The organism is Herbaspirillum robiniae (assembly GCF_002213415.1).
GTDB lineage: Bacteria > Pseudomonadota > Gammaproteobacteria > Burkholderiales > Burkholderiaceae_D > Herbaspirillum > Herbaspirillum robiniae.
Genome location: NZ_NJGU01000001.1, coordinates 254,759 through 272,529 on the forward strand (window position 1 = coordinate 254,759; position 17,771 = coordinate 272,529).

Consider the following 17,771-nt stretch of genomic DNA (forward strand, 5'->3'; position numbering starts at 1 on the left):
GTATCATCCCCCGGCGGCCCGCGCCATGCGGGACCCCGGATGCGCAGACATCCAGCCTCGCGCCGCCCAGGGACGGCCGAGCACCTACAACAACTCAAGGAGAGAATTACATGAAGTCAGTCAAACCTGTGCTGGTCCTCGCGCTGGGCCTGATGTCCGCGGTTTCCACGCAATCGCGCGCCGACGCCCTGGCCGACATCCAGAAGGCCGGCGTGGTCCGCATCGGCGTGCCGCAGGATTTCGCGCCCTTCGGCTCGGTGAACACCGACCTGCAGCTGCAGGGCCTGGACATCGACGTGGCCAAGCTGATCGCCAAGAACATGGGCGTGAAGGTGCAGCTGGTGCCGGTGGCCAGCGCCAACCGCATCGCCTACCTGCAGACGCACAAGGCCGACCTGGTCATCTCCACGCTGGGCAAGAGCGCCGAGCGTGAAAAGGTGATCGATTTCTCGCAGGCCTATGCGCCCTACAACAACAGCGTCTTCGGCGTGGCCAGCGTGCCGGTGTCGGGACCGGCCGACCTGGCCGGCAAGGTGGTGGGCGTGGCCCGCGGCACCTTCCAGGACATCCAGCTGACCGAAACCGCACCCAAGACCGCCACCATCAAGCGCTATGAAGACAACAACGCGATGATCTCGGCCTATGTCTCGGGCCAGGTGCAGCTGGTGGGTACCGGCGACTTCGTGGCCTACGCGCTGGCCGAGAAGGCGCCCGGCAACAAGCCGGTGCTGAAGTACATCATCCATGAGTCCAGCTGCAGCGTCGGCCTGAACAAGAACGAGGCCGCCCTGCTGGCCAAGGTCAACGACGCCATCACCGCCGCCAAGAAGAGCGGCGAGCTCAACACCATCGTCAAGAAGTGGCTGAACGTGCCGCTGCCGCAGAAGATGGCGACCACCTTCCAGTGACGCCTTTGTCGGGCGCGCAATGAAAAAACGGCGGAGCGATCCGCCGTTTTTCTTTTTTCCATCGCATTCCTGCATCCCGTGGCTTTCAGGTGGCCTGCGGGCGTCTTTCAACGTCCGCCACGAGCGCATGACGAGCCCGGCGCACCGGGCCGGCGTCAGAACTTCGACGAAATCCCCAATCCCCACTTGCGCTCCGGATCCGCCGTTTCGGGCAGCACGCCGTTCGAGTAATCCAGGCTCAGGCCCACGTTCTGGTTGAAGTTGTAGGTCAGCACCGACTTCCAGTAATGGATGCCGCGGTTGCCCTGCAAGGCCTTGAGCCCGGTGAAGGTGGTGGTGAAGTCGAACGGCAGCGCCGGGTTGGTCGAGGCCAGCGTGAAGCCGGCCTGGGCGCCCACGCGGATGAAGTCCTGGTGCTGGTCGTAGACGCTGGGGTCGCCGCGGTCGATGTAGGTACCGTTGCGGCTCTGGCCGATCAGGATGGGCTTGAAGGCCAGCCCGTTGTTCCAGCGGATGAAGTCGTTGAGGATGCCCGGGCGCACCGGCGTCAGCGTGAAGTTCAGCGTCAGCAGGCGGCTGCCGTCGGTGTTGTTGATCAGGTAGTCCGGTCGCGCGGTCAGGTCTTCGGTATTGGGCGACCCCTCATGCACGAAATGGAAGGCCGACAGCATGCCGATCTGGCTGGTGCGGGTGGTGGTCACCGTGTTGCCGGTGGCGCTGTAGGTGGTCACGCGGTTCTGCTTCACGCCCACGTACGGCACCGCTTCATAGGTGCTGCCCGCCTGGCCGATGGGATGCTTGTCGAACGAGTAGCCGGCGTAGGCCACGATGTCGTTGGTGCGCGAAGCCGCCACGTCGTCGTTGGCCAGCGTCACGCGGGCGCGTTCCACCGAGGCGTAGCCGGCCTTGTTGTTGCGGTCGATGGAAAGCTGGTCGGGATTGCCGCGCACGCGCACATGGTCGAGCCAGGTCGGCTCCGGCGCGGGCTGCGGCGCCGCAGCGGCGGCCACGGTGGGCTGGCCGGCAGTGCCGGTGGCAGCAGCCGCCACCATGGTCGCGGCCGATGCCGCGTGCGGCAATGCCGGCTTGGCCTCGGCCACCGTGCAAGACAGGCCGGCGTCGTTGTCGCCGCTGAAAAAGGCCTGGGCATTGGCGCGGCCGGACGTTTTGAACTGGCCGTCCTTGCCGTCCAGCAGGGCCTGCAGGTCCTCGGCCATGTGGTCGACGTTGCTGCTGTCGCCGCTGGCAGGTGCGCCGGCGGCCTTCTCGGCGGCGCGCTTTTTCAGCAGCCAGGCGGCCAGCGCGCGCGGCGAACTGAGCGGCGCGGCATCGTCGCCGACCGAGAGATAGGTGGTGCTGACGGGATAGGTCTTGATCAGGTAGGCAGCCAGCCGGTTCTTGTCGACCTTGAGGTCGGGGGAACAAAAACCGGTGTTGGCGTCGGCGGCCCAGGCCACGGTGGCGGCGCCGGGGACGGTGAACAGCATCACCGCTGCAAGCGAATGGAATCGGCCTCGCATGAAGATCCTCGTTATTGTTGGTGGACACACAATCGGCGCGTGGCGGATGAGCGCCGCCAGGCGCCGGGCGAAGAGTCGTCTGACAAAGTCGAACGCAGAGTCGGAACGAAAAGGTCAAAAAAGGTCAGGCGCAGGTATGAAACGCTGCGGCGCAAAATGTTCAATCGCGGTTCGCGGATTTACATCGGGATGCGCTGCAAGCGCCTTGGGACGCGGATGCGGCGCACGAGCGAAAACGCGGCGCCCGGGAGGCGCCGCGCGTGGATCGGCTTTCAGCTCATGCCTGCGCCGGCAGCTTCAGTCCCGGCAAGGGATGCAGGTCCAGTTGGCCCAGCAGGAAGGGCCGGATCACGGTCTTGTAGCTGTCGAGGTCGAAGCCCTTGCAGCTGGCTGCCGGGCGCGGCAGCAACTGGCGGTGCTGGTCGTCCAGCGAGCCCAGATAGCGCCAGTGGTCGATCACGTGCACTTGGCGCCAGCCGTCGTATTCCTCGACGATGCCCATCACGCCCTCGTACGGCCAGGGCAGGATGCGCAGCTCTTCCATGGCCTGCATCAGGCGCTCCTGGTGCTGCTCATGCGACTCCTCGCCGGTGCAGGCGCCGCGGCAGCGGCGGATCTGGCGGCCGAAGCAGGCCATGCCTTCGCCCTCGCTCTGCTCCAGGCCGGTGGCGATCGAGCACAGCCCGTGCTGCTCCACCAGCTTTTGCAGCGCCTCCTGCGCGGCGCGCTCGGAGGCGAAGATGCCGAACAGGTTTTCCGCGCGGCTGAAGTCGCGCTCGGCCACCTGCGCCGCCAGCGGCTGTCCGGTCTGGCTCAGGCGCAGCGTAAACAGGCAGCGCTTCTGGCGCGGCTTCTTGTTGTGCAGGGGCTGCAGGTCGCGCACCAGGCTGTTCTCCAGCAGGGCCGCGCCCAGCTCGCCGGCGGTGCGGCGAAACTCGATGCGGCGCGTCTGGCGCACCAGCATTTCCTCTTCGTGGTTGTGCAGGTGCGCCAGCACGCGGCTGCGCAGGTTGACGCTGCGGCCGACGTAGAGCGGCATGTCGTTGGCGCCGCGGAAGATGTAGACCCCGGCCGAGGACGGCAAGGCGTCGATGCTGGCGCGCTCGATTTGGATCGGATAGCTGTAGGTCGCGGCCCGGTGCGCAGCCGGCTGCGGCGCGCTGAAGGTGGCGATCGGCAGGCCGCGCGGGCGCACCCCGCGCTGCTCTTCCTGGCGCAGCAGGCGTTCCACCAGCGCCTCCGGCAGGCGACTGTGCGCTTGCGTAGCCGGCGAACGCGAGGTGGCCGGCCCGGACGGCATCAGCCCCGGCATGGAGGCATGCATCAGGTGACGGGTGAAAAGCTGGGTCAGGGAGTGGCGATAGCTGGTGGTATTCATGGCGGTAGCCATTTCCTCGTTGTTATTCATGTCACGTTTGAACGTGCTCTGTCGGTCGATTGGCTGGAAATGGATGCCGGCTCCCGCCGTGCGCACCCGTCCCAAAAACTTAAAGTGGATTATGAAGTTGCCCCGCGGCGCGCACAGTCGGCAGGAAGATGAAGCGCGTGTAGGACATTGCCCATGGCCGCATCAGACGGGCCTTAATCAGGCGGGACTTATACGGCGTTTTGCCGCGCAAACCCGCCTGCGTTCACGGAAATGGTCGGTGATGCACCCGTTTCTTGTTGCTCATCAATGCATGACGACCTGCGAAAGATCAGTCTTTCCTACAGGCGTTTGCCGTTCCCGCCGATACAGGCGCGCCGCCGCCGGGCTTAGTCTGGGCAGGATCAACTCACTTCCATGGAGCCGCCATGTCCGCCACCGTTGCAGAAACCCTTGTCGATACGCTCTACCAGATCGGCGTGCGCCAGATCTTCGGCGTGGTCGGCGATGCCCTGAACCCACTCACCGAGGCCATCCGCCGCGACAAGCGCATCGAATGGATAGGCGTGCGCCACGAAGAAGGCGCGGCCCTGGCCGCGGCCGGCCAGGCCAAGCTGACCGGCCGCCTGGCCGTCTGCTGCGGCACCACCGGCCCCGGCTCCAACCACCTGGTGGCCGGGCTCTACGAGGCGCGCAAGGACCATGCGCCGGTGCTGGCGATCTCGGGCGGCGTGCCGGCCGCGCGGCGCGGCACCGACTACCTGCAGGAAAACACGCCCGACATCCTGTTTCGCGACGTGGCCTGCTACACCCAGACCGTGACCAGCCCGGAGCAGGCGCCGGCAGTGTTCCACCAGGCCATCGCCCAGGCTTACGCGCAACGCGGCGTGGCGCACCTCAACATCCCGGCCGACGTGATCGGCGCCAAGCTGGCCCAGGCCGTGCCCAGCATCGCCACGCTGCGCCAGCGCGCCGAACTGGCGCCGGCCGAGGCCGAGATCGAGGCCGCCGCGCGGCTGATCAATGAGGCGAAGACGGTCGCCATCTTTGCCGGCAACGGCTGCCGCGGCGCCATCGACGATGTGCTGGCGCTTGCCGCCAAGCTGCAGGCGCCGGTGATGCACACCTTCAAGGCCAAGGACCTGGCCGCGTTCAGCCATCCGCACTGGATCGGCGGTGTCGGCCTGATCGGCGGCGCACCGGGGACCGACGCCCTGCACGACGCCGACCTGATGCTGATGCTGGGCTCCGACTATCCCTATTCCGAATTCCTGCCCACCAAGAACCGCGTGATCCAGATCGACGAGCGCGGCTTCGTGCTGGGCCGGCGCGCCCCGGTCGAGCTGGGCATCACCGGATCGGTGGCGCCGGCCGTGAAGCAGCTGCTGGCCCGGGTGGACGGCAAGACCGACGGCGCTTTCCTCAACAAGGTCAACGCCGACCGCGAAAAATGGAACGCCTCGCTGGACCGCGACGCGGAAGAAAAACGCCACCACAAGAAAATCAAGCCGCAACGCGCAGCGCGCCGCCTGGGCGACCTGGCGCGGGACGACGCGGTGTTCGTGGTCGATACCGGCGTGGTCACGCTCTGGTGCGGCAACTGGATCCGCCAGAGCGGCCGCCAGCGCATCCTGGCCTCGTTCAACAACGCGGCGGTCGGCACTTCGCTGGGCCAGGCCAACGGCATCCAGGCGCTGGAGCGCGACCGCCAGGTGGTGGTCGCCGTCGGCGACGGCGGCTTCACCATGCTGCTGGGCGAATTCATGACCAGCGTGGAGCACAAGCTGCCGGTCAAGGTCGTGGTGTTCAACAACCGCGAGTGGGGCCTGGTGCACCTGGAGATGGAGGAAGCCGGCCTGCCCGCCTTCGAGGGCTCCGAATTCCCCAACCCGGACTTCGCCGCCTTCGCCCAGGCCTGCGGCGCGCAGGGTTTCACCGCGCGCACGCCGGACGAGCTCGACGGCGGCATCGCCCAGCTGTTGGCCGCGCCCGGGCCGGCGGTGCTCAACGTGTTCATCGACGCCTCGGAGTTGCCCACCATGCCGCACATCAAGATGGAACAGATCTGGCGCTTTGGCATGGCCAAGGTGCGTGAAAGCCTGATCGCCATGAAAGGAGGATGAAATGAACCAGATCGAAGCGCAGCGCGAAAAGTACGCGCAGGAGCTGCAGGCCCGCTTTGCCGATTACAAGCGCTGGGCCATGGCCAACTGGCCGGTCAAGGAGCAGGCGCTGACCGATGCCGCCTTCGTCGCCGCGCAGCGCGAACTGGAGCTGATCACCGGCGCCATGCTGCACCCGGGGCGCAAACCCGGCGCGACGCCGGCCGGCGGTGCGCAGCAGCCGCAATTCGAGGATGTGACGCCGGCTCCCTGGCCGTGAGGACAAGGGCTGCGTTACTGCACTACGGCAGCGCTTGCCTGGGCGCAGCGTTCGTCCTTTCTTACATGCGCTTGAGGAGCCCGCTTATATCGGCCCGGCGGTTGCGGGCCTAAGCTGAAAACTCAGGCAGACACTCAAAGGAGATAGCCATGTCCGCATCCAGACCGTCGAAGCATGAGCGACCCAACAATTACGACACCCCGTCGGAAGTGGCATTGGACGAAGCCAACGAGATGAGCTTCCCCAACAGCGACCCGGTGGCCACGTCCAACATCACCCGCATCAAGCAGGCGCCCGACATGGCGCACGCCAAACACGACCACCAGAACCGCAACCAGGTCAAGCAGTCCGGCAAGGGCTAAGTCCGCCGCACGCCTGACCAGCGGGCTCCATCCCGGTATCCGGGCGGCCCGGCCTTGCGCCGCGGCCGCCCTTCATTTTTTCAAGGGAGATCAATATGGCAAAGCGTTTCAACAACCTCAAGGTCGCCGTCCTGGTGACCGACGGCTTCGAACAGGCCGAACTGCTGGAACCGAAGAAGGCCCTGGAAGCCGCCGGCGCGACCGTCCACATCCTGTCGGACAAGAAGCGCAGCGTGCAGGGCTTCAAGCACGTCGACAAGGGCGAAGTCGTGTCGGTCGACAAGACCATCGACGAGGCGCGCGCAGACGACTACTCGGCCGTGCTCTTGCCGGGCGGCGTGGTCAACGGCGACGCGCTGCGGCTGCTGCCGCAGGCGCGCAACTTCGTGCGCGCCGCCAACGACGCGGAAAAGCCGATCGCCTCCATCTGCCACGGCGGCTGGTTGCTGATCTCGGCGGGCGTGGCCAAGGGCCGCACCGTGACCAGCTGGCCCAGCCTGCAGGACGATTTCAAGAATGCCGGCAGCCAGTGGATCGACCAGGAAGTGGTGCGCGACGAAAATTTCATCTCCTCGCGCAAGCCGGCCGACATCCCGGCCTTCAACAATGAATTCATGAAGCTGCTCGACGAGCAGCAACAGCGCGAGCGCAAGCAGCCCGCCCCGGCGGCGGCCGGCGAGGAAGCCGGCGGCGACGCGCAAGTGCTGCCGGCGGGCGGCAAGAAACTCTCCGGCAAGGGCGTCGCGCCCGCCGCGCCGCCGGAGCATGAAAACGAAGCCTTCGCGGTGGCGCATGGGCATTCGCACCAGAGCGACGGCTGAAGTAAATGAATGAGGCTTGATCGGTCGCTGAGGGTGGCTGGGGCCGCCCGTGAGCGCCAATCAAAATGGAATGGAAACGAGAGACGCGAAGACGGACGGCTTACCCCGTCCGTTTTTCATGCTGGAACAAAGAATGGCGAAGACCTGAAGAAGCGCAGGCTCAGGCGCCCTTGCGCCCTTCCCGCTCATGCCGCCGGGCCTGGGCCACCAGCGCCAGCGCCGCCTTTTCGGCGCTCTTGCGCTTCTTGCAGATGCGCACCGGCAAGCCTTGCAGCGCCATGTCCCAGAGCGGGCCGATATGCATGTCGACGTAGGCGGCGTACTTGTGCTTCTCTAGCTTGGCCACGCGCGGCACGTATTTGTCGGAAGATTTCGCAGGACGTTTCATGAGCGCACTCCTTTGCGGGTATCGCATGAGGTGGACACGAACAGCAAACAAAACAACCTGGGGCGGCGATGATGCCGGAAGAGGGGCAAAGAGGGCAAAGACGGAGCCGGCGCCCCTTGCGGAAGCGTCGGCTCCGTCTGCGGATAATGCGCCGGCTGCGCCGCACTGTCCAGCCGCGCCCCGCGGGTGCGGCAAGCATGCAACGCTTGCGATCGCCTGGTTCCTGATCGGCGAGCTGCGCGGCGTTCCGCTTCCCCCTCCATCATTGCGTCATTGCATCACTGCCTGGAGGCGTCGACCTTGCTCTTCAGTTCGGTGGCCATCTGCAGGTGCTCCTGCAGGCCGGGCAAGGTCTTGACCGCGAAATTCTTCACATCGGGATCCTGCGCCGAGGTGGATGCCTTCTGGAACAGCTTGACGGCGTCCTTATGGGCCGTCACGCCGATCATGCTGGCGTAGCGCTTGTCGAAGGTGGCGCCGCTCAGCTTGTCCAGCACGGCGATCTTGGCGCGCTGGGCCACGGTGGGCTCCGAGGGCAGGCTGACGTCCTTGGTCGAGGCCAGCTGCTTGAGCTGGTCGCCGACCTGGGTGTGCTGCTCGATCATCTTCTGGGCGAAGTCCTTCACGGCCGGATTGGTGGACTTCTCCAGCGCGACCTTGCTGGCCGCCACTTCGGCATTGCCGGCCTCGGCCGCCTTGATCATGAAGCTCTTGTCCTTGCCCGGCACGGTATCGGCATGGACGTTGACCGCCAGCGCTACGCCGGCCACGCACAAGGCGGTGGCGCCCATCACCCGGCGCAGCTTGCCGGATGAGCGCGGCCCGGCAAGGCGGGCGTGGGGACGAAGTGTCGGTGTCATGGCGTTCTCCTTGTCTTGTCGCTTCAGTATTCACTCTAGCCAGCGGCGCCGCGGCTTTGCATCAGACGACGCCAACGACGCTTGTAAGAATTCGCGAGCGTTTGCCATGCGCCAAGGACGTTCTGCGCCGGTGTTGGCGCCAGCGGTCGCTCATGCCGTGCGTCACGAACGTCGGCATGCGGCAGGATGCGTAGTCACCGGCTTTTGACCGCCGGCAAAAGCGTGCAAGTCGGTGCTTTCCGGCAGCGCTGCGCGAATCTGCCGACGCCACAAAGGGAAAATGCGGCATTGCGGCAAAGTTGCGTGTTGCCTAGGCTGAAATATCTTCCGGCCCAGCCCGACGGGCAGCCGGCCGTTATCGCCATCTGGAGGACTTGCCATGCATGCCACCCGCACCATCGCCGACGTCATGACGCGCGGCGCCCATACGCTCAAACCCGAGGATTCCGTGATCCTGGCCGCGCAGGCCATGGATGAGCTCGATGTCGGCGTGCTGCCGGTGTGCGAGGACGACCGCCTGGTCGGCCTGGTGACCGACCGCGACATCGTGCTGCGGGCGGTGGCGAAGAACCGCATGAACGACGCCCTGGCGCTCAGGGATGTGATGAGCCACGAGGTGGTCTGGTGCTATGAGGATGAGCCGGTGGACGACGTGCTGGACGACATGGTCCAGCGCCAGATCCGCCGCCTGCCCGTGATGGACCGCCAGAAGCGCCTGGTGGGCATCGTCAGCCTGGGCGACGTGGCGGCCAAGACCCAGAACCGCGGCATCGGCGGCGCGCTGGGCGAGATCTCGCTGCCGGCCGCACCGGCCAGACGGCGTCCCAACCGGCCGCGCGCCGGGGACGATGAATTGCCGGAGGTGGTCAATGCCGACCTGGCGGAGGTCAATCTCGGCCGCAGCTGAGCAGTTTCGGGCCGCCGGGGATGGCTGCCAGCCCGGATGGAGCAGCCCCGGCCTGGGGATCGTCCGGCGCCGGGATGTCCTTGTAAGGGTTTTTCTGACATACGGATGGGGCGCTGTCCGATCTTCTTTTTTGCAGTGCATGGATACTATGCATTCCAACGCACTCGAAACCGAGGACCCCAACTTCAGGCAGGAACGTCCCCCTCCGTCCAGCCATGAAAACGTCCACCCCCAATCGGTTTATCCCCACGAGTCGTTTTCATAAGCAGAAATTCATCGGAGATTCCCCCGATCTCCGGCGTCTTATATCCCTCCCCCTCCGGCCGCCTCCCCCAGGCGGCCATTTTTTTTGCCTGCGCTCGCGCCTGTCAGCAATACCTTCCATCTTCCTATAAGTGCTCGCTGACGTCGTCGCGCTGGAAAGTCTGTCCTGGCTTGTGCTGCGCCACATAGCTGAGCGCGTCGCCGTAGGCGGTATCGCTGAGCTCGCGGATGGGTTCGCAGGCATGCACTGACGCTTCCGCGCCCCCGGCCTGGCCGATCAGCACCACGCCGCGAAAACCGCCCCCGGCCACCTGCTCCACGCCCGGCTGCATGTTGGGAGCCGGCCACTCGTGCATCTTCTCGCCGCCGGGCAGATCGACTGGTATGGACATGCTGGCCTCCTGTATGTTCATCGATGACATCGCGACATCCGCCGGCGCCCTGATCTGCAGCTGATCCAGGTCAGGTCCCCGCAGGGAAGCGCGCCGGTCGGGGCGAAGTGGAAGTATCCTTTGTCAGCGTAGGCAATACAGTGCGCCGATGCCAGCCGGAAGTCGCCGACGATGCGGGTAGGATTCGCTGAAGCCGGGCCTGCCGGCCACCATGGCATGCGCGTCATGAATGTCATGAATGGCATGGAATATGCTGAATGCCTCGCGCACCTGCCCAACCGGAACCGCCATGCCGATCAATTACCTGCGCCGCCTTACCAGTCCCTCCCGCACCGAGGCATCGAACCGCCACCTCGGCCGCTCGCTGGCCTTCGTGGCCGGGGCCGTCAACGCCGGCGGCTTCCTGGCCGTGGGGCAATACACCTCGCACATGTCCGGCGTGGTCTCGGCCCTGGCCGACGACCTGGCGCTGGGCCAGAGCATGTTGCTGGTGGCCGGCGCGTGCTCGCTGCTGGCCTTCATGGCCGGCGCCGCCAGCTCGGCGGTGCTGATCAACTGGGCGCGCCGGCGGCGCCTGCACAGCGAATACGCCATGCCGCTGATGCTGGAGGCGGTCCTGCTGCTGTGCTTCGGCATCCTGGGCAGCAACCTGGACGGCCACCGGCTGGCGTTCGTTCCGGTCACGGTGGCGCTGCTGTGCTACGTGATGGGCCTGCAAAACGCCATGATCAGCAAGATCTCCCGCTCCGAAATCCGCACCACCCATGTGACCGGCCTGGTGACCGACATCGGCATCGAGATCGGCCGGATGTTCTACTGGACGCTGGCGCCCGGCCGCCCGGGCGAAGACGCCGGGGACCCGGTGCCGCCGGCGCGGCGCCGCTTCGCGCTGCTGTCGTCGCTGCTGCTGATGTTCTTTCTGGGCGGCGTGGCCGGCGCGATGGGGTTCAAGGCGATCGGCTTTCTGGCCACGGTGCCTTTGGCGGCGTCGCTGTTCGTGCTGGCGCTGGTGCCGCTGATGGACGACCTCGTGCGCCATTGAGCCGCACGGAGGTCGCACCAACAAAAAAAGGCGCTGCGGGCGCCTTTTCGTTTTCTTGTTGTCGTTGCTGCCGTGCTGCAATGCCGGATCTGCCGGCGGCCGCGTCCTGAGGCGGCAATGGGATCCCGCCGCGCGGGATCAGGAGTGCTGCCAGGAGTTGCTGTTGTCCGACTGCTGCGGTTGCGGCTGTTGCGAGGTCGATGCCTGCGGCGTGCTCTGGGTCATCTGCGGTGCGGCAACGGTCACGCTGCCGTTGTTGGCGGCATTGGCGTTCTTGCGGCCATGGCTGTTCAGTCCGCCCTTGCGGCCAGCCTCGCGCGCCTCGGCGGAGGTGAACTCGTGGGCAGCGCCCTTGGCGTGGGCCGCCTTGCCGCCCATGCTGGCGATCTGGCGCTGTTTCTGCGGGTCCATCGCGGCGAAGCCTCGGTTACTGGTGCCGGGGTTTTGTGCATTTGCCATGTCTGACTCCTTTGTCTGGAATGGTCGAAGGTGAGCGGACAGTCGCCTTGCTGTTGCCGTGATGCCGGGCCGCGGCCCGTTCCACTTCAGGGGCAAGCCTTCTGTCCACGTCTGCAGTGTAGAAAGCATCCACGGCAGTAACTATCAGAAGAGTTCACCAGGCCATGTAGGCATTGACTGTAGGAAATGAAGGAATCCATGAAGATGAGCTTACAAATTTTCATCGATGAGCTCAAAAACACGCCAAACCGTTATTGCTCATCCGTGGAAAACGGCTCCTGACGAGCCCGCCGCGCTCATCAAGACTTGCCGACACGCCAGGCGGCGTTTGCTGACGGCAAGATGCGGCGCCCGCCGATAACGCACAGGCCGGCGCCGGCGCATCATTGTTTCCAACACACCCCATGCATGATCGCCATGATGGCCAAACCGTCCGCAGGGTCGGCTCCGGGGTTCGGATATTCGCCGAATACCTGTTTTCCTGTTACCCAGCAGTCTCCGGAGGTTACCTCCAGCCTCCTATTTGGGCCGCCCCAGGGCGGCCCTTTTTTTGCCCTTCTTTGCCCTCCTTCTTGCTTCACCTGCGTACAGGCGGGTGTGTAACTTTTATTGCGGCATGCGCTTAATACTGTATATTTATACAGTTATCGGCATTTTCCGGCCCTCGCCTGCCTTCCCCTTTCTTTTCCTTTTTGCACCGCAATCCATGCAGACGCCTTCTTCCCCGCTCGCCGCACCGGAAGCGATCCATCCTTCGCTCTGGCTGGCCTCCCAGCTGGCGCGCGGCGGATCGCGCGGCGTCAGCAGCGGCTACGGCGCGCTCGATGCCGAATTGCCCGAGGGCGGCTGGCCGCCCGGCGCGCTGATCGAGCTGCTGCTGCCGCAGGCCGGCATCGGCGAGTTGCGGCTGCTGCGCCCGACCTTGGCCCGTCCGCCCGAGCGCCGCGACCGTCCGGCGGGCGCGGCCGGGCGCATTGCCCTGGTCCAGGCGCCGCACGCGGCCAATGCGACCGGCTGGGCGCACATGGGCGTGGCCGCCTCGCGCCTGCTGCAACTGCGTCCCGGCACGCCCGCCGACGCCAGCTGGGCGGCCGAGCAGGTGCTGCGCGCCGACAGCTGCCAGGCGCTGCTGCTGTGGCAGCCCCGGATCCGCGCCGACAGCCTGCGCCGGCTGCATATCGCGGCCCAGGGCGGCAGCACGCTGTTTTTCATGTTCCGTCCCCTGTCGTGCGCGCGCGAGGCCTCTCCTGCGCCTTTGCGGCTGGCGCTGCGCCCGGCCCGGGATGGCCTGGAGATCGGCTTCGTCAAGCGGCGCGGGCCGTTGCGCGACCAGCCGCTGTTCATTCCCTTGACGCCTTCACCGAATTTGCAACGCCATGTCCCTGTGGATCGCCGTACACCTGCCACTGCTGCAACTGGAAGCCTTTCGCCCGAACTGGCTGGGTGAAGCGCCGGCCGTGGTCTTCGAGCGCGACCGCGTGAGCGCCGTATCGGCTCGCGCGCGCGCCGCCGGCGTGCACGAGGGCATGCGCCGCGGCGGCGCCCAGCTGCGCTGCCCGCATGCCCACTGGCACGAGCGCGACCCGCTGCGCGAGACCGCCTTGCTGGACGAGGCCGCGCTGGCGCTGCTGCAGTACACGCCGCAAGTCACGCTGGCCGAGGACGCCTGCGTGTTGCTGGACGTGGGCGCCAGCCTGCGGCTGTTCGGCGGCATCCGCGCGCTGTGCCGCAAGGTGCGCATCACCATCGCCAGGCTGGGCTTGTCGGCAGTCCTCAGCTGCGGCGTCACCGCCGCCGGCGCCTGGATGCTGGCGCGCTACGGCTACGTGCGCACGGTGCGCGCGACGTCGATGTGGCGCCGGCTGGACCGCCTGCCGGTGGCGCTGCTGACCGCCGCCCGGCCTTACCTCGAATGGCTGCACGGGCTGGGCGTGCGCCGCCTGGGCGAACTGCGCCGGCTGCCGCGTCCCGGCTTGCAGCGGCGCTGCGGCAAGGCCGTGCTGGAGACCATGGACCAGGCCTACGGCGAAGCCCTGGAACTGCACAACTGGATCGAGGCGCCACCGTCCTTTTGCGCCCGCGCCGAGCTGCCCGACCGCATCGACCATACCGACATCCTGGTCACCTACGCCCAGCGCCTGCTGGCCCAGCTGGCCGGCTGGCTGGCCGCGCGCCAGCTGGCGGTGAAGCAGCTGCGGCTGCTGCTGGAGCACGAGCGCGGCCGCCAGGCGGTCCCGCCTACCGAACTGGTGCTGGCGCTGTCGGTGCCGGCCTGGCAGGAAGAACACCTGCACGCGCTGATCAAGGAAAAACTGTCCCGCTCCAGCCTGCCTGCGCCTGCCATCGCCATGTCGCTGGCGGCCGGCGCGCTGGAAGCGATGGAGCCGGCCAGCGAACTGCTGTTTCCCGAGCCCGGCGGCAGTGCGGAAGACCATCACCGCCTCATCGAGCTGCTGGTGGCGCGGCTGGGGCCGGAGCAGGTCCTGCAGGCCGCGCCCCGGGCCGATCACCGGCCCGAGGTCGCCAACCGCTGGTGCGGGGTGATGCAGGACGCCGGCGCCCTGTCGGCCCCGCTGCCGGCCGATGCCGGGCGCCTGCCGCCGCGCCCGCTGTGGCTGCTGGACGAGCCGGTTCCGTTGCGGCTGCAGCGCCACAAGCCCTGGTACCGCACGCCGCTGGAGTTCGCCTCGCCGCCTGAACGCATCGAAGCGGGCTGGTGGGAAGGCCGACCGGTGACGCGCGACTACTTCACCGTCCACGATGCCCACCATGTCTATTACTGGATCTTCCGCCAATGGACAGGCGGCGAGCAGCCGGACCAGGAGCCGCAATGGTTCCTGCACGGGCTGTTCGGCTGACGCGGAGGCGCCATGAACGACGACACCGGCCTGCCGGATTACGCCGAACTGTACTGCCGCACCAACTTCAGCTTCCTGCACGGCGCATCGCATGCCCAGGAACTGGTCGCTCGCGCCGTCGCGCTGGGCTACAAGGCGCTGGCCATCACCGACGAATGCACGCTGGCCGGCGTGGTGCGGGCGCATGCGGCCTGGCAGGAGCAGCAGGCCAAGGGCCTGGCCCGGAATTTCCGGCTGATCATCGGCAGCTGCTTTCGCCTCACCTGTCCGGAAGACGCGGATGGGGCGCCCTCGCCGCTGGCAGCCATGACCCTGGTGGCGCTGGCGAAAAACCGCGAAGGCTACGGCAACATCGCCGAATTGATCACGCTGGGGCGCACCCGGACGCAGGCAAAGAAAGGCAGCTACCTGCTCACGCCCGAGGACTTCAGCATGCCGCCGCCGGCCTTGTCGCACCTGCGCGCCCTGCCCGACTGCCAGCTGATCCTGGTGCCCGACTATGCCATTGACGAGGAACAGCTCGACCGCCAGCTGCACTGGTTCAAGCCTTTGTTCGGCGACCGCGGCTGGCTCGGCCTGACGCGGCTTTACCGGCCGCTGGACGACCTGCACCGCAGCGCGCTGGAACAGGCCGCGCAGCGTCATGGCATGCCGCAGGTCGCCGTCGGCGACGTGCTGATGCACACGCGTTCGCGCAAAAGCCTGCAGGACGTGATGACCGCCACCCGCCTGGGCAAGCCGGTGCAGGAGTGCGGCTACGCGCTGGCGCCCAATGCCGAGCAGAGCTTGCGCCCGCGCCTGAAGCTGGCCTCGGTCTTTCGCCGGCGCCTGCTGGCCGAAACCCTGGCGCTGGTCTCCGCCTGCCGCTTCTCGCTGGATGAATTGCGCTACGAATACCCCGACGAGCTGGTGCCCCTGGGCATGACGCCGGCCGAGTACCTGCGGCAGGAGACGCTGGCGGGCGCGCAGCGGCGGTACCCGGCAGGACTGCCGGGCGAGGTGCGGGTGCAGATCGAGATGGAGCTCAAGCTGATCTCCGGCAAAGGATATGAAGCCTATTTCCTCACCGTCTATGACCTGGTCAGGTTCGCGCGCGAAAAAGGCATCCTGTGCCAGGGGCGCGGATCGGCGGCCAACTCGGCGGTCTGCTACTGCCTGGGCGTGACCGAGGTCAACCCGGCCGAGACCCGCCTGCTGTTCGCCCGCTTCATCAGCGAAGAACGCGACGAGCCGCCCGACATCGATGTCGACTTCGAGCACCAGCGGCGCGAAGAGGTGATCCAGCACATCTACCGCAAATACGGCCGCCGCCGCGCCGCCCTCGCCGCCGCCGTGCACAGCTACCGGCCGCGCGGCGCGCTGCGCGAGGTCGGCAAGGCGCTGGGCATGGACCCGGCCATCGTCGATACCGTGGCCAAGGCCCAGCACTGGTTCGACACCCGCGAGGAGCTGCTGGAACGTTTCGCCGAAGCCGGGCTCGACCCTGCGCTGCCGCAGATCGGCCTATGGGCCGACATCACCGGCCGGCTGCTCAAGTTCCCGCGCCACCTGTCGCAGCACACCGGCGGCTTCGTGATCGCGCGCGGCCAGCTCTCGCGGCTGGTGCCGATCCAGAACGCGGCCATGGAAGAGCGCTCCGTCATCGAATGGGACAAGGACGACCTGGAGTCGCTCAAGCTGCTGAAGGTGGACGTGCTGGCCCTGGGCATGCTGACCGCGCTGCGCCGCACGCTGGAGCTGGTGAGCCTGCGGCGCGGGCTGCCCCAGGCCATGCGCATGCAGGACATCCCCAAGGAAGACCCGGCCACCTACGACATGATCTGCGAGGCCGACACCATCGGCGTGTTCCAGATCGAGAGCCGGGCCCAGATGAGCATGCTGCCGCGCATGCAGCCGCGCCGCCACTACGACCTGGTGGTGCAGGTGGCCATCGTGCGGCCAGGGCCGATCCAGGGCGGCATGGTGCATCCCTACCTGCAGCGGCGCGAGCTGGTGCGCGAAGGCGGCCGTTTCGAGTATCCCGACAATACGAAGAAGAGCGGCAAGATCAAGAAGGTGCTGGAGCGCACGCTGGGCATCCCGATCTTCCAGGAGCAGGTGATGGAAGTCGCCATCGAGGCGGCCGGTTATTCGCCCGGCGAAGCCGACAACCTGCGCCGCTCCATGGCCGCGTGGAAGCGCAAGGGCGGCATGGGGCCGCATTACGAGCGGCTGGTGCTGGGCATGACCGACAACGGCTACTCGCGCGAATTCGCCGAGAGCATCTTCAACCAGATCGAGGGCTTCGGCGAATATGGCTTCCCCGAAAGCCATGCCGCCAGCTTCGCCCTGCTCACCTACTTCAGCAGCTGGCTCAAGCGGCACGAGCCGGAAGCCTTCCTGTGCGGCCTGCTCAACAGCCAGCCGATGGGGTTTTATTCGCCCTCGCAGCTGGTGCAGGACGCGCGCCGCCACGGCGTCGTCGTTTTGCCGGCCAATGCGGTGCGCAGCAATTGGGAGTCGACGCTGGAATTGCCCGCCGACCCGGCCGCGCGCCCGGCCGTCAGGCTGGGCATGAGCCTGCTGCGCGGGATGCCGGCCGAGGCCGCGCTGCGTATCGAGCAGGCGCGCGCCGAGCGGCCTTTTGCCGATGTCTCGGACCTGGCGCAGCGCGCCGGCCTGGACCGCCACGCGCTGGAAGCCCTGGCCGCCGGCGATGCGCTGCGCGAGCTGGCCGGCCATCGCCGCCAGGCGCTGTGGCATGCGGTGGGCGCCGTGCCCGACCGCGACATCCTGCGCCCGGCGGCGCGCCGCGACGAGGCGGTGGAGCTGGACGCCCCCGGCGAAGGCGACCAGATCCTGGGCGACTACCGCGCCATGAACCTGACGCTGCGTCGCCATCCGCTGGCGCTGCTGCGCGATACGCTCAAGCGCCGCCGCTTCATGAGCGTGGCCGACATGAACCTGCTGCAGGATCGCCAGTTCGCCTGTTGCTGCGGCATCGTCACGGTGCGTCAGCGGCCCGGCACCGCCAAGGGAGTGATCTTCATGACGCTGGAGGATGAGACCGGCTCGGCCAATGTGGTGATCTGGCCGGCGGTGCTGGAACGCCAGCGCAGCGAAGTGCTCAACGCGCGCCTGTTGGGCGTCTATGGCACCTGGCAGAGCAAGGGCAAGGTGCGCCACCTGGTGGCGGGAAGACTGGAGGACTGGACCGGCCTGCTGGGCGAACTGCAGCCGCGCAGCCGGGATTTCTTCTGAGC

15 protein-coding genes and 1 pseudogene are annotated in these 17,771 nt (G+C 67.0%); 10 read left to right on the forward strand and 6 right to left on the reverse strand.

The features are described 5' to 3' along the window. The first annotated feature begins 110 nt into the window (after window positions 1-110). Window positions 111-908, forward strand: a complete 798-nt coding sequence (locus CEJ42_RS01035) for a transporter substrate-binding domain-containing protein (RefSeq protein ID WP_088749796.1) — start codon at window positions 111-113, stop codon at window positions 906-908. A gap of 155 nt (window positions 909-1,063) precedes the next feature. Here the strand turns inward: CEJ42_RS01035 and CEJ42_RS01040 are convergent, their stop codons facing one another. Then, on the reverse strand, window positions 1,064-2,395 hold the full coding sequence (locus CEJ42_RS01040) for a hypothetical protein (RefSeq protein ID WP_243397750.1): 1,332 nt from the start codon (window positions 2,393-2,395) through the stop codon (window positions 1,064-1,066). A gap of 310 nt (window positions 2,396-2,705) precedes the next feature. Next, a complete protein-coding gene (locus CEJ42_RS01045; protein ID WP_243397751.1) occupies window positions 2,706-3,806 on the reverse strand; it encodes a nucleotide excision repair endonuclease in 1,101 nt (366 codons plus the stop codon). Between the two features lie 416 nt (window positions 3,807-4,222). Here CEJ42_RS01045 and CEJ42_RS01050 point away from each other — a divergent pair, with 416 nt between their 5' ends. The 4 genes and pseudogenes from CEJ42_RS01050 to CEJ42_RS01065 form a co-directional block, all read left to right on the forward strand. After that, window positions 4,223-5,917, forward strand: a complete 1,695-nt coding sequence (locus CEJ42_RS01050; RefSeq protein ID WP_088749799.1) for a thiamine pyrophosphate-binding protein — start codon at window positions 4,223-4,225, stop codon at window positions 5,915-5,917. Window position 5,918: 1 nt separating this feature from the next. Further along, window positions 5,919-6,176 carry a hypothetical protein gene (locus CEJ42_RS01055; RefSeq protein ID WP_079215022.1) on the forward strand — a complete coding sequence of 86 codons (258 nt, stop codon included), beginning with the start codon at window positions 5,919-5,921 and terminating at the stop codon, window positions 6,174-6,176. A 149-nt stretch (window positions 6,177-6,325) separates the two neighbouring features. Next, entirely contained in the window at window positions 6,326-6,538 is a 213-nt protein-coding gene (locus tag CEJ42_RS01060; protein WP_088749800.1) for a hypothetical protein, read from the forward strand. 95 nt (window positions 6,539-6,633) lie between these two features. Further along, window positions 6,634-7,176 (forward strand): annotated as a pseudogene (locus CEJ42_RS01065) (type 1 glutamine amidotransferase domain-containing protein); the annotation flags it as partial. 343 nt (window positions 7,177-7,519) lie between these two features. Here CEJ42_RS01065 and CEJ42_RS01070 read toward each other — a convergent pair. Then, on the reverse strand, window positions 7,520-7,747 hold the full coding sequence (locus CEJ42_RS01070) for a hypothetical protein (protein WP_079215025.1): 228 nt from the start codon (window positions 7,745-7,747) through the stop codon (window positions 7,520-7,522). A gap of 278 nt (window positions 7,748-8,025) precedes the next feature. Continuing rightward, window positions 8,026-8,607, reverse strand: a complete 582-nt coding sequence (locus CEJ42_RS01075) for a DUF4142 domain-containing protein (RefSeq protein WP_079215026.1) — start codon at window positions 8,605-8,607, stop codon at window positions 8,026-8,028. Window positions 8,608-8,986: 379 nt separating this feature from the next. Here CEJ42_RS01075 and CEJ42_RS01080 point away from each other — a divergent pair, with 379 nt between their 5' ends. Then, a complete protein-coding gene (locus tag CEJ42_RS01080; protein WP_079215027.1) occupies window positions 8,987-9,514 on the forward strand; it encodes a CBS domain-containing protein in 528 nt (175 codons plus the stop codon). A 389-nt stretch (window positions 9,515-9,903) separates the two neighbouring features. Here the strand turns inward: CEJ42_RS01080 and CEJ42_RS01085 are convergent, their stop codons facing one another. Next, complete coding sequence (locus CEJ42_RS01085; RefSeq protein ID WP_079215028.1) at window positions 9,904-10,170, reverse strand: hypothetical protein; 267 nt, start codon at window positions 10,168-10,170, stop codon at window positions 9,904-9,906. A gap of 289 nt (window positions 10,171-10,459) precedes the next feature. On the opposite strand from CEJ42_RS01085, the gene CEJ42_RS01090 reads away from it, so the two are divergent. Then, a complete protein-coding gene (locus tag CEJ42_RS01090) occupies window positions 10,460-11,212 on the forward strand; it encodes a YoaK family protein (protein WP_079215029.1) in 753 nt (250 codons plus the stop codon). A 138-nt stretch (window positions 11,213-11,350) separates the two neighbouring features. On the opposite strand, the gene CEJ42_RS01095 is transcribed toward CEJ42_RS01090, so the two are convergent. After that, entirely contained in the window at window positions 11,351-11,671 is a 321-nt protein-coding gene (locus CEJ42_RS01095) for a KGG domain-containing protein (protein ID WP_079215030.1), read from the reverse strand. Window positions 11,672-12,377: 706 nt separating this feature from the next. Between CEJ42_RS01095 and imuA the strand changes: the two genes are divergently transcribed. The 3 genes from imuA to CEJ42_RS01110 are packed head-to-tail and all read left to right on the forward strand — an operon-like array spanning window position 12,378 to window position 17,769. After that, window positions 12,378-13,118, forward strand: a complete 741-nt coding sequence (imuA, locus tag CEJ42_RS01100) for a translesion DNA synthesis-associated protein ImuA (RefSeq protein ID WP_079215031.1) — start codon at window positions 12,378-12,380, stop codon at window positions 13,116-13,118. Further along, the gene (locus CEJ42_RS01105; protein WP_088749801.1) at window positions 13,048-14,529 is read left to right on the forward strand and encodes a Y-family DNA polymerase; all 1,482 of its coding nucleotides are present in this window, start codon (window positions 13,048-13,050) and stop codon (window positions 14,527-14,529) included. The genes imuA and CEJ42_RS01105 overlap by 71 nt, the downstream gene beginning before the upstream one ends. Window positions 14,530-14,541: 12 nt before the next feature. Further along, the gene (locus CEJ42_RS01110; RefSeq protein ID WP_088749802.1) at window positions 14,542-17,769 is read left to right on the forward strand and encodes an error-prone DNA polymerase; all 3,228 of its coding nucleotides are present in this window, start codon (window positions 14,542-14,544) and stop codon (window positions 17,767-17,769) included. Window positions 17,770-17,771 lie beyond the last annotated feature (2 nt).